This is a genomic window from Saccharopolyspora sp. MMCC62 (genome assembly GCF_057736575.1).
Window position 1 is genome coordinate 234,189 of record NZ_JBYKCM010000006.1, and the last position, 18,217, is coordinate 252,405.

An 18,217-nucleotide genomic window follows, 5' to 3' on the forward strand; every position below is an offset into this window, starting at 1 on the left:
AGTGGACGGTGCGATCCGGTGGTGTTCGATGCGTGTTCGGCCGTGCTGGTGGGGTTCACGTCGGCAGCTTTCGTGGAGCGTGGATCTCGGTGCGGGCGCGAGCGGTGCGCGTGATCGTCGCGGGTGGGACCGGATCGGTGGTCCTCGCGCGGTCGCGCGGGCCTGCACGTCCGGCCGGTGGGCACGGGCGGGAGCGCCCGGCGTCCAGCGGTGTTCCCCGCTCGGATGGCCGAGCGACGGTCACCGGCAAATGTATGACATCTGTACCGGGGTGCCAAGTTGACGTGCGTCACCCGGGATGCGCGGTGTCCGCGTCGTTCTCCGCGCGCACGAAGGCCTCCCGCGCGTGCTGCAGCAGACGGGTCGCCGCCTCGGCCGCGGCGTCCGGATTCCGCTGCTGCAGCGCGGTCATCAGCGCGTGGTGCTCGTCCTCGTCCTCCCACTCGCCGACGAGGAACCGGCGGCGCGCGCGCTCGGACAGCTCACCGGGGGAGTACGTCGAAGCCCGGTCCAACCCGCGGTACACGTCCAGCAGCAGCGGGTTGCCCGATGCGGCCACCAGGGCGTCGTGGAACCGGATGTCGCGCTCCAGCCGGGTCTTCAGGTCGGTCGCCTCGTCCCGGGCGGCGAGCAGTCCCGCCAGCTCCCCGATCTCGTCGTCGGTGGCGCGGGCCGCGGCCATCCGCGCGGCGTAGATCTCCAGGGCCTCGCGGACCTCGAACACGGAATCGACGGTGCGCGGCGAGATCTGCCGCCGCAGCGCCGCGTCGAGCTCGCTGGCGGACCGCACGTAGGTGCCGTCCCCGGGGCGCGCTTCGAGCAGCCCGGCGTGCACCAGGCCGCGCAGCGCCTCGCGCACCGTGGCGCGGCTGGCGCCGAACGCCGCCACCAGGTCGTGCTCGCCCGGCAGCCGCGTGCCGACCGGCCACTCGCCCGAGGTGATCCGCTTCCGCACCTGGTCACCGATCTGCACCGACATCGGAACGTGGCGCGAGGCGGGGCGGAAGGACATGCCGCAACTGTATGACATCTGCCCCGGCCGGCTCGTCCGCGGCGCCACCGCGAACGGGAAAACCGTGGATTTCCCAGATCATCCGGGCGCGGTGATCGCTGCGAGGATGAGTCGGCCGCCGTCGATCTTCGGATCGACCGACTTTCGGGGAGTCGACCAGTGGAGATGCTCGCGTGATCACCAGAGTGCTCATCGCCGTGCTGGCAGCGTCGCTGCTGGCACCCGCCACCTCAGCCGCGTCCGAACGGGACGACGCCTCCTGGACGGGGCCGCTGCACACCGAGGGCAGCCGCATCGTCGACGCGGATGGCAACGACTTCCAGCTGAAGTCCGGGAACTGGCACGGCGCCAGCGGAACCTGGAACGGCAGCGGGGACATCGGCGATCCCGCCAACCACCACGACGGCGAGGACTCGCACGGCATCCCGCTCGGCCTGGACCGGGCGTCGATGGACGACATCGTCGGCAGCTTCCACGAACTCGGCATCAACAGCATCCGGCTGCCGTTCTCCAACGACATGATCGACGACGCGGCCACCGTGCCCGACGACGCGGTCGCCGCGAACCCGGAGCTGCGCGGCAAGACGCGGCTGGAGATCTACGACGCGGCCGTGCAGGCGCTCACCGACGGCGGGCTCGCCGTGATCCTCAACAACCACACCAACACCTCCCGCTGGTGCTGCGGCGTCGACGGCAACGAGCGCTGGAACAGCAGCCAGAGCGACCAGGAGTGGGAGGACGACTGGGCGTTCATGGCCGCGCGCTACGCGGACAACGAGCGGGTGGTCGGCGCCGACCTCTACAACGAGGTGCGCCGCGACGTCTTCGACGACCCGAACTGGGGCCTCGGCGACGAGCACGACTGGTTCGCCGCCTCGCAGCGCGCCGGGGACCGCATCCTCGACGAGGCCAATCCGAACCTGCTCATCATCATCGAAGGCATCAACTGGACCGGGCTGCCCGTCGACGGCCTGCCGCACGAGCGGCCCACGCTGGAACCGGTGCGCGAGCTGTCGCACGAGCTGGCGAAGCCCGGCAAGCTCGTCTACTCGGCGCACTTCTACGGCTACACCGGCCCGAACCACAGCGGCGCCACCGGCACCGGCGAGACGCACGACCCGCGCTACCAGGACATGTCGCGCGAGGAGCTCTACGACGTGCTGCGCAGGCAGGCGTTCTTCGTCACCGAGGACGGCAAGCCCTACACCGCACCGCTGTGGATCAGCGAGTTCGGCATCGGCCGCGGCGAGCAGGACGCCAAGGCGCGCGAGTGGTTCGCGAACTTCACCGACTTCATGGTGGACGAGCACGCGAACTTCGCCTACTGGCCGCTGGTCGGCTGGCAGGAGGGCGGCGAATCCGACGGGTGGGGACTGGTGCAGTGGGACCAGGACGGGAACCGGATCTCCGTCGACGACGGGGACTGGAGAGCAGAAGCCTGGCACCACCTGACCGACGGCTGAGGTCTCGTGTTTCCGCTCCTGTTGCTCGGGGGCGCCGGTGGCGGAACCTCAGCCGGTCCCTCGCGGCGGGATCGATTTCACCGGTGGCTCCGCCACAGGAGAAATCGCTGTCCTCGCGAGGAACCAGCTGAGAACCCGCTGCGGTGCCGGGTGCTCGGGTGGCCGCTGCTCAGCGGCTGCGCCGCTGACGAGACCAGGATCCGGGGCGCAGGTCCGGGAACCCGTCGGGTAGGTGCCGGTGGTCCGGGTGGGCTTTGCGCCGCCCCGCGCTGGGCCGGCCGGGTCATCAGTCCGCAGTGGATCGCTCGGCCGTTCCTTCGTCCGCAATGGACTGCGCGAGTCCCCTCGCGGGAGGGGAACGGGCCGGGTCGCTACTGGCGGCACCGGCCCGCTCGCCCGATCAGAACGGCTTGAACTCGTGCACGTAGGTGCCCGGGTGGGTGGCGCCGTCCTGGCGCACCACGCCGAAGTCGTGCGACCACGGGATCCGCAGCGGGTCCTCCTGGCCCGGCGGAATGGTGACCAGCTCGGTCGGCCGCCACGCCTCGGGGCTGTGGTCCGGGAGCACCGTCAGCTCCGCGATGCCCCGCTCGCCTGCCGTCAGCAGGTACCCGGGATCCCCGTCGTCCACCCGCGGCACCGAATAGGTGGGCCCGTGCACCGGGTCGTCCGGCCCGACGAGGTCGACGCCCGGCGCACCGCGCAGGACGCACTCGTGGTCGGAGGTGTTCGTGTACTCCAGCTGGATGCGCAGCTGCCCGGAGCCGTCGTCGAGGACCCCGCCGAACCTGGCGTCCAGATCACCGGTGCCGCAACGCGGGGTGTCGATCGACGCGGTGCGCACGGCATCGCTCCCGGCGGCGGACTGGGCGCCCAGCGCCGACTGGCCCGCTTGAGCTCCGGCTCCGCACGCCGTCATCGTCAGCGCCGTGCCCGCCAGCGCCAGCGCCCCCAGGGTGGTCCGCAGCATGTCGTGCTCCTCTCCTCGCGGGAGCCCGGTGCTCCCGCCCGCTGCTGGTAGGACGTCCGGGGGTGCACCGGGTTGCCCCGGGTGATCGACGAGCCCGGGTGATCGACGAGCCGTGCGCCGTCGTCGCGGGCGCGGGCCGCGCCGCCGATCTCGGCCCGGCTACCGTGGTGCGCCGACCGGAGAGCCCCGGTCGGGGAGCGGAGGGCGAGCGGATGCCGGGACGACGAGTGCTGGTGACGGGGGCGACCGGTGTCGGCAGCACGACCCTGGGGCGTGCGCTGGCCGTCGCCTGGGCGGTGCCGCACGCGGACGTCGACGACTACCTGTGGCTGCCCACTTCGCCGCCGTACACCGACAAGCGTCCGGTGGCGGCCCGCGTCGCGCTGATGCGATCGATGTTCGTGCCCCGGCCCTCGTGGGTCCTGTCGGGCACGCTGCGGGGGTGGGGCGACGAGGTGATCGCCGAAGCGGACGCCGTCGTGTTCCTCACCGCCCGCACCGACGTCCGCCTCGAACGGCTGCGGCGGCGCGACGTCGTCCGCTACGGCGCCGCCGTCGACGCGGGCGGCGGCCTGGAGGCCGCGCACCACGACTTCCTGTCCTGGGCGGGCGAGTACGACGACACGGACGTGCCCGGCCGTCGCAGCGCGGACGAGGCCTGGCTGGCCGGGCTGCACCAGCCCGTCCTGCGGCTGTCCGGCGAACGCCCGCTGGACGACCTGCGCGCCGACGTCCTCGACCGGCTCGGCGACGTCGACCTGCGCTGACGCGTCACCGGTCGTCGTCGAGCGCGGCCGCTTCCTCCGGGGTGGGGGCGGTGCCGCCGAGGTGCGCCGGGAGCCACCAGCGGTCGTCCTCGCCCTCGGGCCGGGCCGGATAGCCCGCCTGGAGGTCGTCGAGGATCGTGGACATGCGGGCGCGCAGCGCCTCGCTCAGCACGTCGGGGTCGTCGTCCGAGCCCGGGTGGAACGGTTCGCCCGCGTGGATGTGGATCGGGACGTGCCGCTTGGTGAGCGTGCGCGGCCTGCTCTTCGTCCACAGCCGCTGGGTGCCCCACAGCGCCATCGGCACGACCGGCACGCCCGCGTCGGCGGCCATCCGCACCGCGCCGGACTTGATCGGCTTCACCGTGAACGAGCGGCTGATGGTCGCCTCCGGGAACACGCCCACGACCTCGCCGGCGCGCAGCCGCGCGACCGCCTCGTCGTAGGAGGCCCGGCCCGCGGACCGGTCCACCGGGATGTGGTGCATGCCGCGCATCAGCGGACCGGCGATCCGGTGGTCGAAGATCTCCTTCTTGGCCATGAACCGCACCAGCCGCGAGGAAGGCTGCGCGCCCAGACCGCAGAAGATGAAGTCCAGGTAGCTGACGTGGTTGCAGGCGATCACCGCACCACCGGTGCGCGGGATGTGCTCGGTTCCCGTCACGCGCAGGCGGTTGTCCAGCACGCGGAACATGGTCTTCGCCGCCAGCACCACCGGCGGGTACACGATCTCGGCCATCGCGTCAGGCTACGCACGCGTAGGTTCGGGGCGCGCCCGCGTGCGGCCGCCGTCACATCCGGGGGCGGGGGCGCGGTCGCGCATCCCGCGCGTCGCCCGGGCGCGGAGCACACCTCGGCGATCCATCGCAGGTCTGGTCGTGCAACGTCTTTCGCCGGAGAGCACCGAGTCGGATTTCTTCGCGCGGGTGGAGTGCGCGATCTTTCGTCGGTAGGGGGCAATCCGATGGTCGTTCTTGTCTCTCTTTGCGTGAGATCGTCTTGAGTTGATGGTTTCCAATTGGAATAGCGGGATGTGAATCGGGGGTCGGGAGTGGAGTCGGCGCGCGTGCACATCGGATCGGGGCGGGTTCGAGCGGGATGGGCCCTCGGTGGGGAGTCGGATCTCCCTGCATCACAACGGAAATCGGACGAGGGGGCGCGTTCGGATCGACCCGAGATGTCTTCAGGTCAGGTGGAATTCGCCCGGATGCCGAAGAAGATCATTCGATCGGGAACCCCCGTCGGAGAAAAAAACTACCCGGTCGGGTAACGGCGTGGCCAACGGGTGGATAGTGCCTTTTTCGCTTTCTAGCCTCGGTTCGGCGGCGCCGGTGCAGATCTCCCCGGCGGGTGCCACTTTTCCGAATTGACGTCGATGGTCGCGAGGACACCGAGGATCAGATGGGCACCGAATCCACCACCCCGCCGCACCAGGGCAAGATCGCGATCATCGGGATCGGCTGCCGCTTACCCGGCGGTGCGGGCACCCCGAGCGCGTTCTGGCGCAACCTGGCCGAAGGCAGGGACTGCCTCACCCCCACGCCGCACGACCGCTACGACATCGGCACGCTGCGCAGCGGCGATCCGGCGAAGGCCGGCCGCCTGGTCGGCGGTCGCGGCGGCTACATCGACGGATTCGACGAGTTCGACCCGGCGTTCTTCGGCATCAGCCCGCGTGAAGCCGCGCACATGGACCCGCAGCAGCGGAAGCTGCTGGAGGTGACCTGGGAGGCGCTGGAGGACGGCGGCCAGCGCCCGGCCGACCTCGCGGGCACCGACGTCGGCGTCTTCATCGGCGCCTTCACCCTCGACTACAAGATCCTCCAATTCGGGGACCTGGACTTCACCACCCTCGCCGCGCACACCGCGACCGGCACGATGATGACGATGGTGTCGAACCGCATCTCGCACTGCTTCGACTTCCGCGGGCCCAGCGTCTCGATCGACACCGCGTGCAGCTCCTCACTGGTGTCCGTGCACCTCGCCTGCAACAGCCTGCGCAGCGGGGAGAGCGAGCTCGCGGTGGTCGGCGGCACCTCCCTCCAGCTGGCCCCGCAGTACACGATCAGCGAGACCCGCGGCGGCTTCCTGTCCCCCGAAGGGCTGTCCCGCACCTTCGACGCCGCCGCCGACGGCTACGTGCGCTCCGAGGGCGTCGCGGCCGTGGTGCTCAAGCGGCTCGCCGACGCCGAACGGGACGGCGACCCGATCTACGCGCTCGTCACCGGTTCGGGCGTGAACCAGGACGGCCGCACCGGCGGCATCACCGTGCCGGACGGGGACCGGCAGGCGGAACTCGTCGAACGGGTCTGCGCCGAGGCAGGCCTGCTGCCCGGCGACCTGCAGTACGTGGAGGCGCACGGCACCTCCACCCCCGTCGGCGACCCCATCGAGGCGAACGCGCTCGGGCGAGCCCTCGCGCACGGCCACCGGGACGGCGACGAACGCTACGTCGGTTCGGTGAAGACGAACATCGGGCACACCGAGGCCGCCGCCGGAGTCGCCGGGCTGATCAAGGTCGCGCTGTCGGTGCGCGAGCGCCGGATCCCGCCGCACATCAACCTGAACACGCTCAACCCGGGTATCGACCCGGCCGCGCAGCCGTACCGGATTCCGCAGCGGCTGACCGACTGGCCCGCGCACGACGGGCCGGCCCGCGCCGGGGTCAACTCCTTCGGCTTCGGCGGCACCAACGCGCACGTCCTCGTCGAAGAGGCCCCCGCGCCGCAACCGGTCGACGACGTCCCCGCCGGCCCGAACGTGCTGCCGATCAGCGCGCGCGACGAGGAATCGCTGTGGCGGCGGGTCCAGGCCATCCGCGCCGGGCTGGACGAGGTCGACGAGCCCGGGCTGCGCGACCTCGGCTACACCCTCGCCCGCCGCCGCCAGCACCACGAGGCCCGGCTCTGCGTCGTGTACACCTCGGCCGACGCGCTGCGCGCGCGGCTGGACGCGCACCTGCGCGGCGACGCCGAACCCCGGGTCGTCGCCGACCGCCGCCGGGACACCGGCGGACTGGTGTGGGCGTTCAGCGGCATGGGCCCGCAGTGGTGGGCGATGGGACGGGAGCTGTTCGACGCCGAACCGGTGTACCGGGAGGCCGTGGAGCGCTGCCACGCGGAGATCCGGGAGCTCGCCGGGTGGTCGCTCATCGACGAACTCCGCGCGCCCGCGGCGGAATCGCGGATGGACGACACCTGGCTGGCGCAGCCCGCGAACTTCGCCGTGCAGGTCGGGCTGGCCGCGCTGTGGCGGCACCGGGGAGTGCACCCGGACGCGATCGTCGGGCACAGCACCGGTGAGATCGCCGCCTTCCACGAAGCGGGCGTGTACTCGCTGCGCGACGCCACCACCATCGCGCTCCACCGCAGCCGGTTGCAGCAGCGGCTCACCGGCACCGGCACGATGCTCGCCGTCGCGCTGGACGAGGCCGCCGCGCTCGACCGGATCCGCGATCGCGGCGACCGCATCTCGGTGGCCGCCGTGAACGGCCCGGCCGCCAGCACGCTGGCCGGCGACGCCGACGCGCTGCGCGCGCTCGCCGCCGAACTGGAGGCCGAGCACGTCTTCGCCCGGATGCTCGACGTCGAGGTGCCGTACCACAGCCCGCGGATGGACCCGATCGAGGACGAGCTGCTGGCCGCGCTGGCCGACATCCGGCCGCAGGAGGCGCGGATCCCGCTGGAGCTGACCGCGGCGGAGCACCGGGCGCGCGGTTCCGAACTGGACGCCGAGTACTGGTGGCGCAACGTCCGCGAACCGGTCCGCTTCCGCGCCGCCGTCGACCGGCTGATCGCCGCGGGCCACCGCACCTTCCTGGAGATCGGCCCGCACCCCGTGCTGTCCCACCCGATCCGGGAATGCCTGGCGCACCACGAGGTCGACGGCGTCGCGCTGCCGTCGATCCGGCGCCGCGAGGACGAGGTCGAATGCGCGCTCACCTCGCTCGCCGCGCTGCACACCCGCGGCATCGACGTCGATTGGTCCCGGCTGCACCCGGCCGGCCGGGTCGTCGCGCTGCCCCCGTACCCGTGGGCGCGGGACCGCTACTGGACCGAACCCGAGCCGGTCGCGCAGATCCGGCTCGGGCGGGTCGACCACCCGCTGCTCGGTCGCAGGCTGGCCACCGCCGAGCCCGGCTGGGAACTCGCGCTCGACCTCGAACGGCTGCCGTACCTCGACGACCACCGCATCCAGGGGACCGTCGTGTTCCCCGCCGCCGGGTACGCGGAGATGGCCGCGCAGGCCGTCCGCGCCCTCACCGGCGACGACCGCGTGCTGCTGCGCGACCTGGAGTTCCGCCGCGCGCTGTTCCTCGCCGACGGGGAGGTCGGCAAGGTGCAGCTCGCGCTGTCCGGGGAGGACGCCCGGTTCACCATCGCGACGTCCGGCGGCGAGGACCGGCGCACGGTGCACGCGAGCGGCTCCGCGGGAACCGGCGGCGGCTTCGGCGGCGGAGTCGGCGAGGTGCCGGACTGGGCCGCGCTGCGCGGACCCGACCGGCGCCACCTGGACCGGGAGTCCTGCTACGCGGCGCTGGACGCGGCCGGCTACCAGTACGGGCCCGCGTTCCGGGCGATCGAGCAGGTGTGGCTCGGCGAGGACGAAGCGCTGGCCCGGATCGTGCCCACCGAGCAGGCGGCCGACGCCGCCGCGCACCACGCGCACCCCGTGCTGCTGGACGCCTGCTTCCAGACCCTGCTGGTGCCCGAGGTGCTGCGCGACGGCGGTGGGAGCGGCGGCATCCGGTTGCCGCTGTCGCTGGCGGAGCTGCGGCTCGACCCGGTCGGGGACCGGCCGATCTGGGTGCACGCGCGGATCACCGCGCGCGAGGGCGGCGACCTCATCGGCCGCCTCGCGCTGTTCACCGACGAGGGCGCCCCGCTGGGTCACATCGACGGTTTCCGGGCGGGCGACGTGGAACGGACCGGTTCGCTGGCCCGCCGGACCATCGACAACTGGCTGGCCGAACCGGTGTGGCAGCCGCTTCCCCTGGACGCGGCGGACGACGCGGGCGGCCGCTGGCTGGTGTTCGCCGACCGCAGCGGCGTCGGCGCGGCGCTCGGCGCCCGGGTCACCGCGGGCGGCGGCAGCTACCACCTGGTGCGGCCCGGAACGCGCTACCGGACCGGCCGGGCGGAATCCGAGGTGCGGCCCGGCGACCGCGACGACCTGCGGCGGCTGTTCGACGAGCTCGGCGGCGACGCCCCCGACCACGTGCTGCACCTGTGGAACCTGGACCTGCCCGGGATGGAGCCGCTGGGCCGCGCGGAGTTCGACGCGCAGGCCGACCTCGGCGGCTACTCGCTCATCGCGCTCGCCGACGTGCTGCAGCAACGGCGTTGCGCGGCGCAGCTGCACGTGGTGACCCGGGGCGCGCAGGCCGTCGTGCCCGGCGACGTGCCCGCCCCGCTGGGCGCCCCGGCGTGGGGCATCGGCCGGGTGCTGCGCCAGCAGGAAGCGGTGCGCAACCGCGGAAAGCTGGTCGACCTCGATCCGGGCCGCCCCGACGTCGAGACCGACGCCGCCGACGTGCTGCGCGCCGTCGCCGCCCCCGCCGAGGACGAGATCGCGGTGCGCGGCACCGAGTTCCGCACCGCACGGCTGCGCCCCGCGCAAGACCTCTCGACACCGCTGCCGATCGCACTGCGGCCGGACGGCACCTACCTGGTCACCGGCGCGTTCGGCGCCCTCGGTCGGCTGCTGTGCCGCACCCTGGTCAAGCGCGGCGCACGGCGGCTGGTGCTGATCAGCCGCTCCGGAGTGCCGGAACGCGCCGACTGGCGGACGGTCGCCCCGGACTCCGCGGCGGGTGGCCGCATCCGCTTCGTCCGCGAATTGGAAGCGCTCGGCGCGCAGCCCGACGTCGTGCGCCTCGACATCACCGACGAGACCGCGCTGGGCGAGTGGCTCGCCGAACACCGCCGTCGCGAACCGCAGCCGATCCGCGGCGCCTTCCACCTCGCCGGGAACCTGCGCGACGCGCTCGTGGCCGACCTGGACCGGGAGGCCTACCGCGCGGTGCACGACCCGAAGGTCATCGGCGCGCAGCTGCTGCACCGGCACCTGCGGGATGAGCCGCTGGAGCACTTCGTGCTGTTCGCCTCGATCGCCTCGCTGCTCACCACCGCGGGCCAGACGAACTACGCGGCGGGCAACGCGTTCCTCGACGCGCTGGCGCACCACCGGCGCGCGCTCGGGCTGCCCGCGCTCAGCATCGACTGGGGTCCCTGGGCCACCGGCATGATCGAGGAGCAGGGGCTCGTCGAGCACTACCGGAACGCGCGCGGCATGAGCTCGCTGACCCCCGAGGGCGGGATGGCCGTGCTGGAACGCGTCCTGGGCGAGCGGCAGGCGCAGCTGGTCGTCGCCACCGTCGTCGACTGGCCCACCTTCCTCGCCTGGTACCCGGTGGCGCCGCCGCTGGTCGCCGAGCTCGCGGCCGCCGCCGACACCGCCGGACCGGCCGAGACGGCGGGTTTCCTCGACGTGTTCCGCACCGCCGAACCCGGGCGGCGCCGCGAGCTGCTGACCGAACGCTTCACCGCGCTGGTGGCCGGCGTGCTGCAGGTGCCGCCGGAGTCGGTGGCCGAGCAGGACGGGCTCACCGCGCTCGGCCTCGACTCGATGCTCGCGATGGAGCTGCGCGCGCAGATCCAGGCGGAGCTCGGCGTCGCGCTGCCGGTCGTCGCGCTGCTCGGCAACACCCCGGTGCGCGAGCTCGTCGAGCAGGTCCACGAGGAGCTCGCCGCGACCGCGGGCGAGGACCGGGAAGCGGTGGCGGTGGAGGTGATCCGCGACGAGCACCGCTTCCCGCTCACCCAGAACCAGAAGGCACTCTGGTTCCTCAAGCAGCTGCACCCCGACGGGTTCGCCTACAACATCGGCGGCGCCGTCGAGGTTCGCACCGAACTGGAGCCGGACCTGCTGGAGCGGGCGTTCGCCACCCTGGTGGACCGGCACCCGAGCCTGCGCGCCAACTTCCTGCTGCACCGCGGTGAACCCGTGCAGGTGATCGCGCCGGAAGCGGTGCCGGACTTCGCGGTCGTCGACGTCCGCGGCCTGGACTGGGACGAGGTGCACCGCAGGATCGTCGAGGCCTACCGCGAGCCCTACGACCTCGAACGCGACCCGCTGATCCGGTTCCGCCTGTTCCAGCGCGCACCCGACCGCTGGGTGCTGGTGAAGGCCGTGCACCACATCATCTCGGACGCGATCTCCACGTTCACCTTCATCGAGGAACTGCTCGCCCTGTACGAAGGGCTGCGGCGCGGCGAACCCGCCCGGCTGGCCCCGGTGGGCGCGACCTACCTGGACTTCCTCAACCGGCAGAACGAGTTCCTCGCCGGTCCGGACGCGCGGCGGATGCTGGACCACTGGCGCGCGCACCTGCCGGAACGGGTCGAGGTGCTGAACCTGCCGACCGACAAACCGCGCCCGCTGGTGCAGACGCACAACGGCGCCTCGGAGTTCTTCACCCTGGACGCCGCGCAGAGCGCCCGGGTGCACGAACTGGCGCGGGCGCACAACGTCACGCCGTTCGTGGTGCTGCTCAGCGCCTACTACCTGCTGCTGCACCGGTATTCGGGGCAGGACGACCTCATCGTCGGCAGTCCGGTCACCGGCCGCACCGCGCCCGAATTCGGTTCGGTGTACGGCTACTTCGTCAACCCGCTGCCGCTGCACGCGCACCTCGGCGGCGATCCGACGGTGGCCGAGCTGCTCGACCGAGTCCGCGCCACCGTGCTGGGCGGGCTGGACAACCAGGAGTACCCGTTCGTGCTGCTGGTCGAGCAGCTCGGGTTGCAGCACGACCCGAGCCGGTCGGCGGTGTTCCAGGTGATGTTCATCCTGCTGCACCACAAGGTCTCGGCCGAGCAGTACGGCTACCGGCTCGACTACGTCGAACTCCCCGAGGAGGAGGGCCAGTTCGACCTGACGCTGTCGGTGTACGAGGACGAGGCCGACCAGCGCTTCCACTGCGTGTTCAAGTACAACACCGACCTGTTCCTGCCCGCGACGGTGCGGCGGATGGCCGGGCACTACACCGCGCTGCTCGACGCGCTCACCGCGGCACCGGGCGCGGGGCGCATCGGGGAGCTGCCGATGCTCGGTGCTGCCGAGCAGGACCGCATCCTCGGCGAGTGGAGCGGCGCGGGCCGCTCGCCCGAGCTCGACGCCCCGGTGCACGAGCTGATCGTGGCGAGGGCCCGCGCGCACCCCGGTGCGGTCGCCGTCTCGCACCCCGAAACCGGTCGCCTGCTGAGCTACGGAGAGCTGGACGAGCTGTCCGAGCGGCTGGCGCGCGGCCTGCGGGCGCGCGGCATCGGGGAGGGTTCCGTCGTGGCACTGTGCCAGGGGAAGAGCCCGGAGCTGATCGCCTCGGTGCTGGGCGTGCTGCGGGCCGGTGCCGCCTACCTACCGCTGGACCCGGGGCACCCGGCGGACCGGCTCGCGCTCGTCGTGCGGCACTCCGAAGCGGCGCTGGTGCTGGGCGACGAGCCGGTGCGAGCGGTGCTCGGGACGACGGCGGAGGTGCTGACCCCGGCGGAGCTCGCCGCGGAGGCCGTCGGCGCTCCCGCCCCGGCCGAGGTGCGCGTCGGACCGGAGACACCGGCCTACGTCTGCTACACCTCCGGTTCGACCGGGGTGCCGAAGGCCGTGCAGGTCGGGCATCGCAACCTCGCGTCCGCGCAGGCGTCCTGGCAGCGCGAGTACGGGCTCGACGGCGACGTGCGGGTGCACCTGCAACTCGCCAGCCCCGCCTTCGACGTGTTCACCGGGGACCTGGTGCGAGCGCTGTGCTCCGGCGGCACCCTGGTGCTCGTCGACCGGGAACTGCTGTTCAACACCGCGCTGCTGCACCGGACGATGGTGCGGGAACGGGTGGACTGCGCCGAGTTCGTGCCCGCGGTGGTGCGGGGTCTGCTGGAGCACTGCGAAACCCGGGGCGCGCGGCTGGACTTCCTGCGGGTGCTGGTCGTCGGCTCCGACGTGTGGAAGGTCGAGGAGTACCGGCGGCTGCGCGAGCTGTGCGGGCCGGGCACCCGGGTGATCAGCTCCTACGGGGTCACCGAGGCCACTGTGGACAGCACCTGCTTCGAGGGTTCCGCCGAAGGCCTGGAACCGGGGCAGCCGGTCCCGATCGGCACCCCGCTGCCGAACACCGCCTGCTACCTGCTGGACGAGCACGAACGCCCGGTGCCGGCGGGCGTGACCGGGGAGCTGTGGATCGGCGGGGACGCGGTCGCCACCGGCTACCGGGGCGATCCCGCGCAGACCGCCGAGCGGTTCCGCACGATCTCCCCGCACGGCGAACCGGTGCGCTGCTACCGGACCGGCGACCTGGCCCGCTGGGACGCGGACGGCGTGCTGCACCTGCTCGGACGGGCCGACTCGCAGATCAAGGTGCGCGGGCACCGGATCGAACTCGGCGAGGTCGAAGCGCACCTGGCCGCCTGGCCGCAGCTCAAGCGGGTCGTGGTGGTGGCGCGCCCCGACTCCGGCGGGGAGACGGCGCTGTGCGCCTACTGCGTGCCGGTGGACGGCGCGGAGCTGGACCGGCGCGGCCTGCGCCGCCACCTGGCCGAGCACCTGCCCACCTTCATGATCCCGGCGCACCTGGTGGAGCTCCCGGAGCTGCCGCTGACGGTGAGCGGGAAGGTGGACCTGGACGAGCTGCCCGCGCCCGCGGCGGTGCGGACCCGCGACCACGAGCCCACCACGACGCTGTTCGAGGAGCGGATGGCCGCGCACTGGCGGGCCCTGCTCGGCCTCGACCGGGTCGGGCTGCACGACGACTTCTTCGAGCTGGGCGGCAGTTCCATCAAGCTGATCGAGCTGATCCACCACGTGCAGGCCGAGTTCGACATCACCGTCGCGGTGGGCGAGTTGTTCAAGACCACCACGCTGCACGGCATGGCCAAGACCGTCGAGCACGTGATCACCGGGCGGCTGCCGGGATCGCAGCCCTACGTGCGGTTCAACGAGGGCCGCGGCGAAGCGCTGTGCTGCTTCCCGCCGGTCGGCGGGCACGGGCTGGTGTACCGCCAGCTCGCCGGGCGGCTCGACGAGCACGAGCTGATCGGGTTCAACTACCTCACCGGTGCGGACAAGATCGCCCGCTACGCGGACCTGGTCGAGGCGTTCCAGCCGGAGGGCGCCTGCCGGCTGCTCGGCTACTCGCTGGGCGGGAACCTGGCGTTCGAGGTCGCGGTCGAGCTGGAGCGGCGGGGCAGGCGGGTCACCCGGGTGATCATCGTCGACTCCTACCGCATCGCGGAGCCGTTCGACGTCGGCGACGAGCAGCTCGCGGAGTTCGAACGGGAACTCGCCGAACACCTGCGCAGGCACACCGGGACCGACGTGGTCGCGGCGGAGACGCGCGACCAGGCCCGGGAGTACCTGGAGTTCTGCGGCCGCACTCCGAACACCGCGGTGCTCGACGCGCCGATCACGGTGCTCAGCGACCCGTACAACCTCCCGATCCACCTCACCGGGGAGGAGGGCGGCTGGCAGGACCGCTCGCGGCGCGGAGCCGAGGTGCTGCGCGGCTCCGGTGCGCACGCGGACATGCTCGACCGGGAGCACGTGGGCGCGAACGCGGATCTGGTGCGCGAGGTGCTGGCCGGGGGTGCCGCCGATGTCGCCTGAGCACTCCGCCGACCGGGCCCCCAGCGTCATCGTCATCGGCGGCGGCATCGCCGGGCTGGCCACCGCCTGCTACGCGCGGATGAGCGGCCTGCGCACGCAGGTCTTCGAGAAGCACGTGCTGCCCGGCGGCTGCTGCACCGCGTGGGGCCGGGACGGCTACATCTTCGACTACTGCATCGAGTGGCTGCCCGGCACCGCGGCCGGCAACGAGGCCCACCGGGTGTGGCGGGAGCTCGGCGCGCTGGACGGCAAGAGCATCACCAACTTCGAGATGTTCAACCGGGTCGTCGGCACCGACGGCAGGGAGGTGACCTTCTACAACGATCCGGACCGGTTGGAGCGGCACCTGCTGGAGGTCTCGCCGGCGGACTCCCGGCCGATCCGCTCCTTCTGCCGGGACCTGCGCCGGTTCCTGGCCGCGGCGGACTTCCCCTTCCTGGTCCCGGGGCCGTTGCAGACGCGGCGGCAGAAGCTGGCGGCCCTGGCCCGGATGCTGCCCGCCGCATCGCTGTACCGGCGCACCGCGACCGCCGACATGCCGAGCTTCACCGGCGGGCTGCGGGATCCGCTGCTGCGGCAGGCGTTCCCGTTCATCTTCTTCCAGGACCACGGTCGTTTCCCGCTGCTGCCGTACCTGCTCAACATGGCCGCGGCCCACCACGGCAACGCGGGGTTCCCCGAGGGCGGGTCGCTCGGGCTGGCGCGCTCGGTCGAGCGGCGCTACCTCGACCTCGGCGGGGACATCCGCTACCGGGCCAGGGTGGAGCGGATCCTGGTCGAGGACGGCCGTGCGGTGGGGGTGCAGCTGCGCGACGGGACCCGGCACCACGCCGACCACGTCGTGTCGGCCTGCGACGGGGCGACGACGATCTACCGGATGCTGGCGGGCCGCTACACCGGTCCCGTGGTCGACCGGCTCTACGAGGATCTGCTGCACCGGCCCGAGGAGGTGTACCCGGGAGTTCTGTCGGCGTTCGTCGGCGTGGACGGGGAGCTCCCGCCCGACACCCCGCACAGCACCACCTACCTGCTGTCCGAACAGGACTGCGCGGCGCTGCCCGGGGTGGCGCAGCGCAGCATCGTGGTGCAGTTGCGGTCGAAGTACTGGGCGGGCTGCGCCCCGCCGGGTAAGTCCTTGCTGCACTGCACGTTCTTCACCGACTTCGGCTCCTGGCGGGAGCTGCGCCGGTCGAACCGACGGGAGTACCGGGCGCGCAAGGAGCGGGTCGCCACCTTCGTCCGCTCCTTCCTGGAGCGCCAGTACCCGGGCCTCGACGAGCGCGTCGAGTCGGTCGACGTGGCCACGCCCGTCACCCAGCACCGCTACACCGGCAACTTCGCGGGCAGCATCCTCGCCTGGAAGTCCTTCGGGGCGGCCGACGACCTGCTGGCGCAGCTGGTCGACCGGGACCGGATGCGGTTGCCCGGCCTGCGCGGGTTCTCGATGGCAGGGCAGTGGGTCGGCGGCGGTGGTCTGATCCGGGCGGCCTCCTCGGGCAGGCACGCCGCGCAGTTCCTCTGCCAGGAGCTCGGAGTGCCGTTCCGCGCGTGGGAGAGCGATCAGCAGCAGGAGCCGTGGGACCCCGGGATGCTCGGCGAACTGCCGCTGCTGGACCGGAAGCCGGCTCGGCACGACGGGAGGGGACAGCGGTGAACCGCGAGACGATGATCATCATCGGTGGTGGCCTGGGCGGGCTGTCCACCGGTTGCTACGCGCAGATGAACGGCTACCGCTCCCGGATCTTCGAGATGCACGAGATCCCCGGCGGCTGCTGCACCGCGTGGGACAAGGGCGACTTCACCTTCGACATCTGCGTGAGCTGGCTGCTCGGCAACGGGCCGGGCAACGAGATGCACCAGATCTGGCTGGAGCTCGGTGCCCTGCAGGGCAAGGAGATGCGGCACTTCGACGTGTTCAACGTGGTGCGCGGGCGGGACGGGCGATCGGTGTACTTCTACTCCGATCCGGACCGGCTGCAGGCGCACCTCACCGAGCTGTCGCCCGCGGACGCGCGGCTGATCCGGCACTTCTGCAACGGGCTGCGCAAGTTCCGGAAGGCGATCACCGTCTACCCGTTCCTCAAGCCGGTCGGGCTGATGGGCCGGTTCGAGCGCTGGCGGATGCTCGCCTCGTTCCTGCCGTACGTCAACGTCATCCGCACCTCGATCAGCACGCTGATGACGGACTACTCGGCGAAGTTCCGGGATCCGCTGCTGCGCGAGGCGTTCAACTTCGTCCTCTACGAGAAGCACCCGGCGTTCCCGGTGCTGCCGTTCTACTTCCAGCTCGCCTCGCACGCGAACCGCGCGGCGGGCGTGCCGGAGGGCGGGTCGCAGGGGCTGTCGGACTCCATCGAACGGCGCTACCAGCGGCTCGGCGGGCAGATCACCTACAACGCCAAGGTGACCGAGGTGCTGGTGGAGGACGACCGCGCCGTCGGGGTGCGGCTCAGCGACGGCAGCGAGCACCGCGCCGACATCGTCGTGTCGGCCTGCGACGGGCACACCACCGCGATGAAGCTGCTCGGCGGCCGCTACCTCACCGACACGCACCGGCGGCTCTACGGGAAGACCATCGACGAACCCGGCATGATCTTCCCCGGCTACTTCGCGCTGTTCCTCGGGCTGGACCGGCCGTTCCCCGACGGCGACCCGTGCACCACGCACCTGCTCGACGAGGACGTGGCGTCGAAGCTGATCGGGCTGCGCCACCCGAGCATCAACGTGCAGTTCCGCAGCACGCACTACCCGGAGCTCGCGCCGCCGGGCGGAGCCGTCGTGTACGCCACCTACTTCTGCGACATCGAGCCGTGGCGGGAGCTCAGCACCGGTCCGGAGCAGCGCAGCCGGGTCCGGCACGGCGCCGAGGTGCATACCCTCTCGGTGCGTCGCGGCACCGCGTACTACGCGGCGAAGCGGCAGGTGAAGGACGCGCTGGTCGACTACCTCGACACCTGCCACCCCGGGCTGCGGGACGCCGTGGTCACCAGGGACATCTCCACCCCGCTCACCCAGGTCCGCTACACCGGCAACTACGACGGCACCGTCCTCGGCTGGCAGCCGTTCGTGGACGGCGGCGAGGACATGGAAGTGGAGATCAAGAAGCACGGGCCGCGCCTGCCCGGGCTGGCGAACTTCTACCTGTCCGGGGTGTGGGCCACGACCGGCGGCCTCATCCGGGCCGTCGGCGCGGGCAGGCAGGTCATGCACTTCGTCTGCCGCGACGACGGCAAGGAGTTCACCGCGCACGTCGACGAATCCGCACCGCCGCCCACCCACCGGCTCATCCCGGTCGGGCCGGACGCACCCCGGCAGGCCGTGGCGGCCGAGCCGGCCCCGAAACGAGGAGCCTGAG

The 18,217-nt window shown here is 72.4% G+C and carries 8 protein-coding genes; 5 read left to right on the forward strand and 3 right to left on the reverse strand.

Annotated elements, in window-relative coordinates; genetic code table 11:
- Positions 1-289 precede the first annotated feature (289 nt).
- Positions 290-1,012 (reverse strand): FadR/GntR family transcriptional regulator, encoded by a 723-nt coding sequence (locus AC29IT_RS16580; protein WP_488219306.1) that lies wholly within the window; start codon positions 1,010-1,012, stop codon positions 290-292.
- Positions 1,013-1,185: 173 nt separating this feature from the next.
- Between AC29IT_RS16580 and AC29IT_RS16585 the strand changes: the two genes are divergently transcribed.
- Positions 1,186-2,475 (forward strand): glycoside hydrolase family 5 protein, encoded by a 1,290-nt coding sequence (locus AC29IT_RS16585; RefSeq protein ID WP_358441751.1) that lies wholly within the window; start codon positions 1,186-1,188, stop codon positions 2,473-2,475.
- 400 nt (positions 2,476-2,875) lie between these two features.
- On the opposite strand, the gene AC29IT_RS16590 is transcribed toward AC29IT_RS16585, so the two are convergent.
- Entirely contained in the window at positions 2,876-3,445 is a 570-nt protein-coding gene (locus AC29IT_RS16590) for a DUF4232 domain-containing protein (RefSeq protein ID WP_358441748.1), read from the reverse strand.
- Positions 3,446-3,543: 98 nt separating this feature from the next.
- Between AC29IT_RS16590 and AC29IT_RS16595 the strand changes: the two genes are divergently transcribed.
- Positions 3,544-4,212 carry a P-loop NTPase family protein gene (locus AC29IT_RS16595; RefSeq protein WP_358441746.1) on the forward strand — a complete coding sequence of 223 codons (669 nt, stop codon included), beginning with the start codon at positions 3,544-3,546 and terminating at the stop codon, positions 4,210-4,212.
- A 4-nt stretch (positions 4,213-4,216) separates the two neighbouring features.
- Here the strand turns inward: AC29IT_RS16595 and AC29IT_RS16600 are convergent, their stop codons facing one another.
- Positions 4,217-4,948: a lysophospholipid acyltransferase family protein gene (locus AC29IT_RS16600; RefSeq protein ID WP_358441743.1), complete on the reverse strand. Its 732-nt coding sequence runs from the start codon at positions 4,946-4,948 to the stop codon at positions 4,217-4,219.
- A gap of 662 nt (positions 4,949-5,610) precedes the next feature.
- Here AC29IT_RS16600 and AC29IT_RS16605 point away from each other — a divergent pair.
- Genes AC29IT_RS16605 through AC29IT_RS16615 form a run of 3 tightly spaced genes read left to right on the forward strand, consistent with a single transcriptional unit; the run spans position 5,611 to position 18,216 of the window.
- Positions 5,611-14,862 (forward strand): amino acid adenylation domain-containing protein, encoded by a 9,252-nt coding sequence (locus AC29IT_RS16605; protein ID WP_488219307.1) that lies wholly within the window; start codon positions 5,611-5,613, stop codon positions 14,860-14,862.
- Positions 14,852-16,516 carry a phytoene desaturase family protein gene (locus AC29IT_RS16610; protein WP_488219308.1) on the forward strand — a complete coding sequence of 555 codons (1,665 nt, stop codon included), beginning with the start codon at positions 14,852-14,854 and terminating at the stop codon, positions 16,514-16,516. The genes AC29IT_RS16605 and AC29IT_RS16610 overlap by 11 nt, the downstream gene beginning before the upstream one ends.
- Positions 16,513-18,216, forward strand: a complete 1,704-nt coding sequence (locus tag AC29IT_RS16615; protein WP_488219309.1) for a phytoene desaturase family protein — start codon at positions 16,513-16,515, stop codon at positions 18,214-18,216. Before AC29IT_RS16610 ends, AC29IT_RS16615 begins: the two co-directional genes overlap by 4 nt.
- Position 18,217 lies beyond the last annotated feature (1 nt).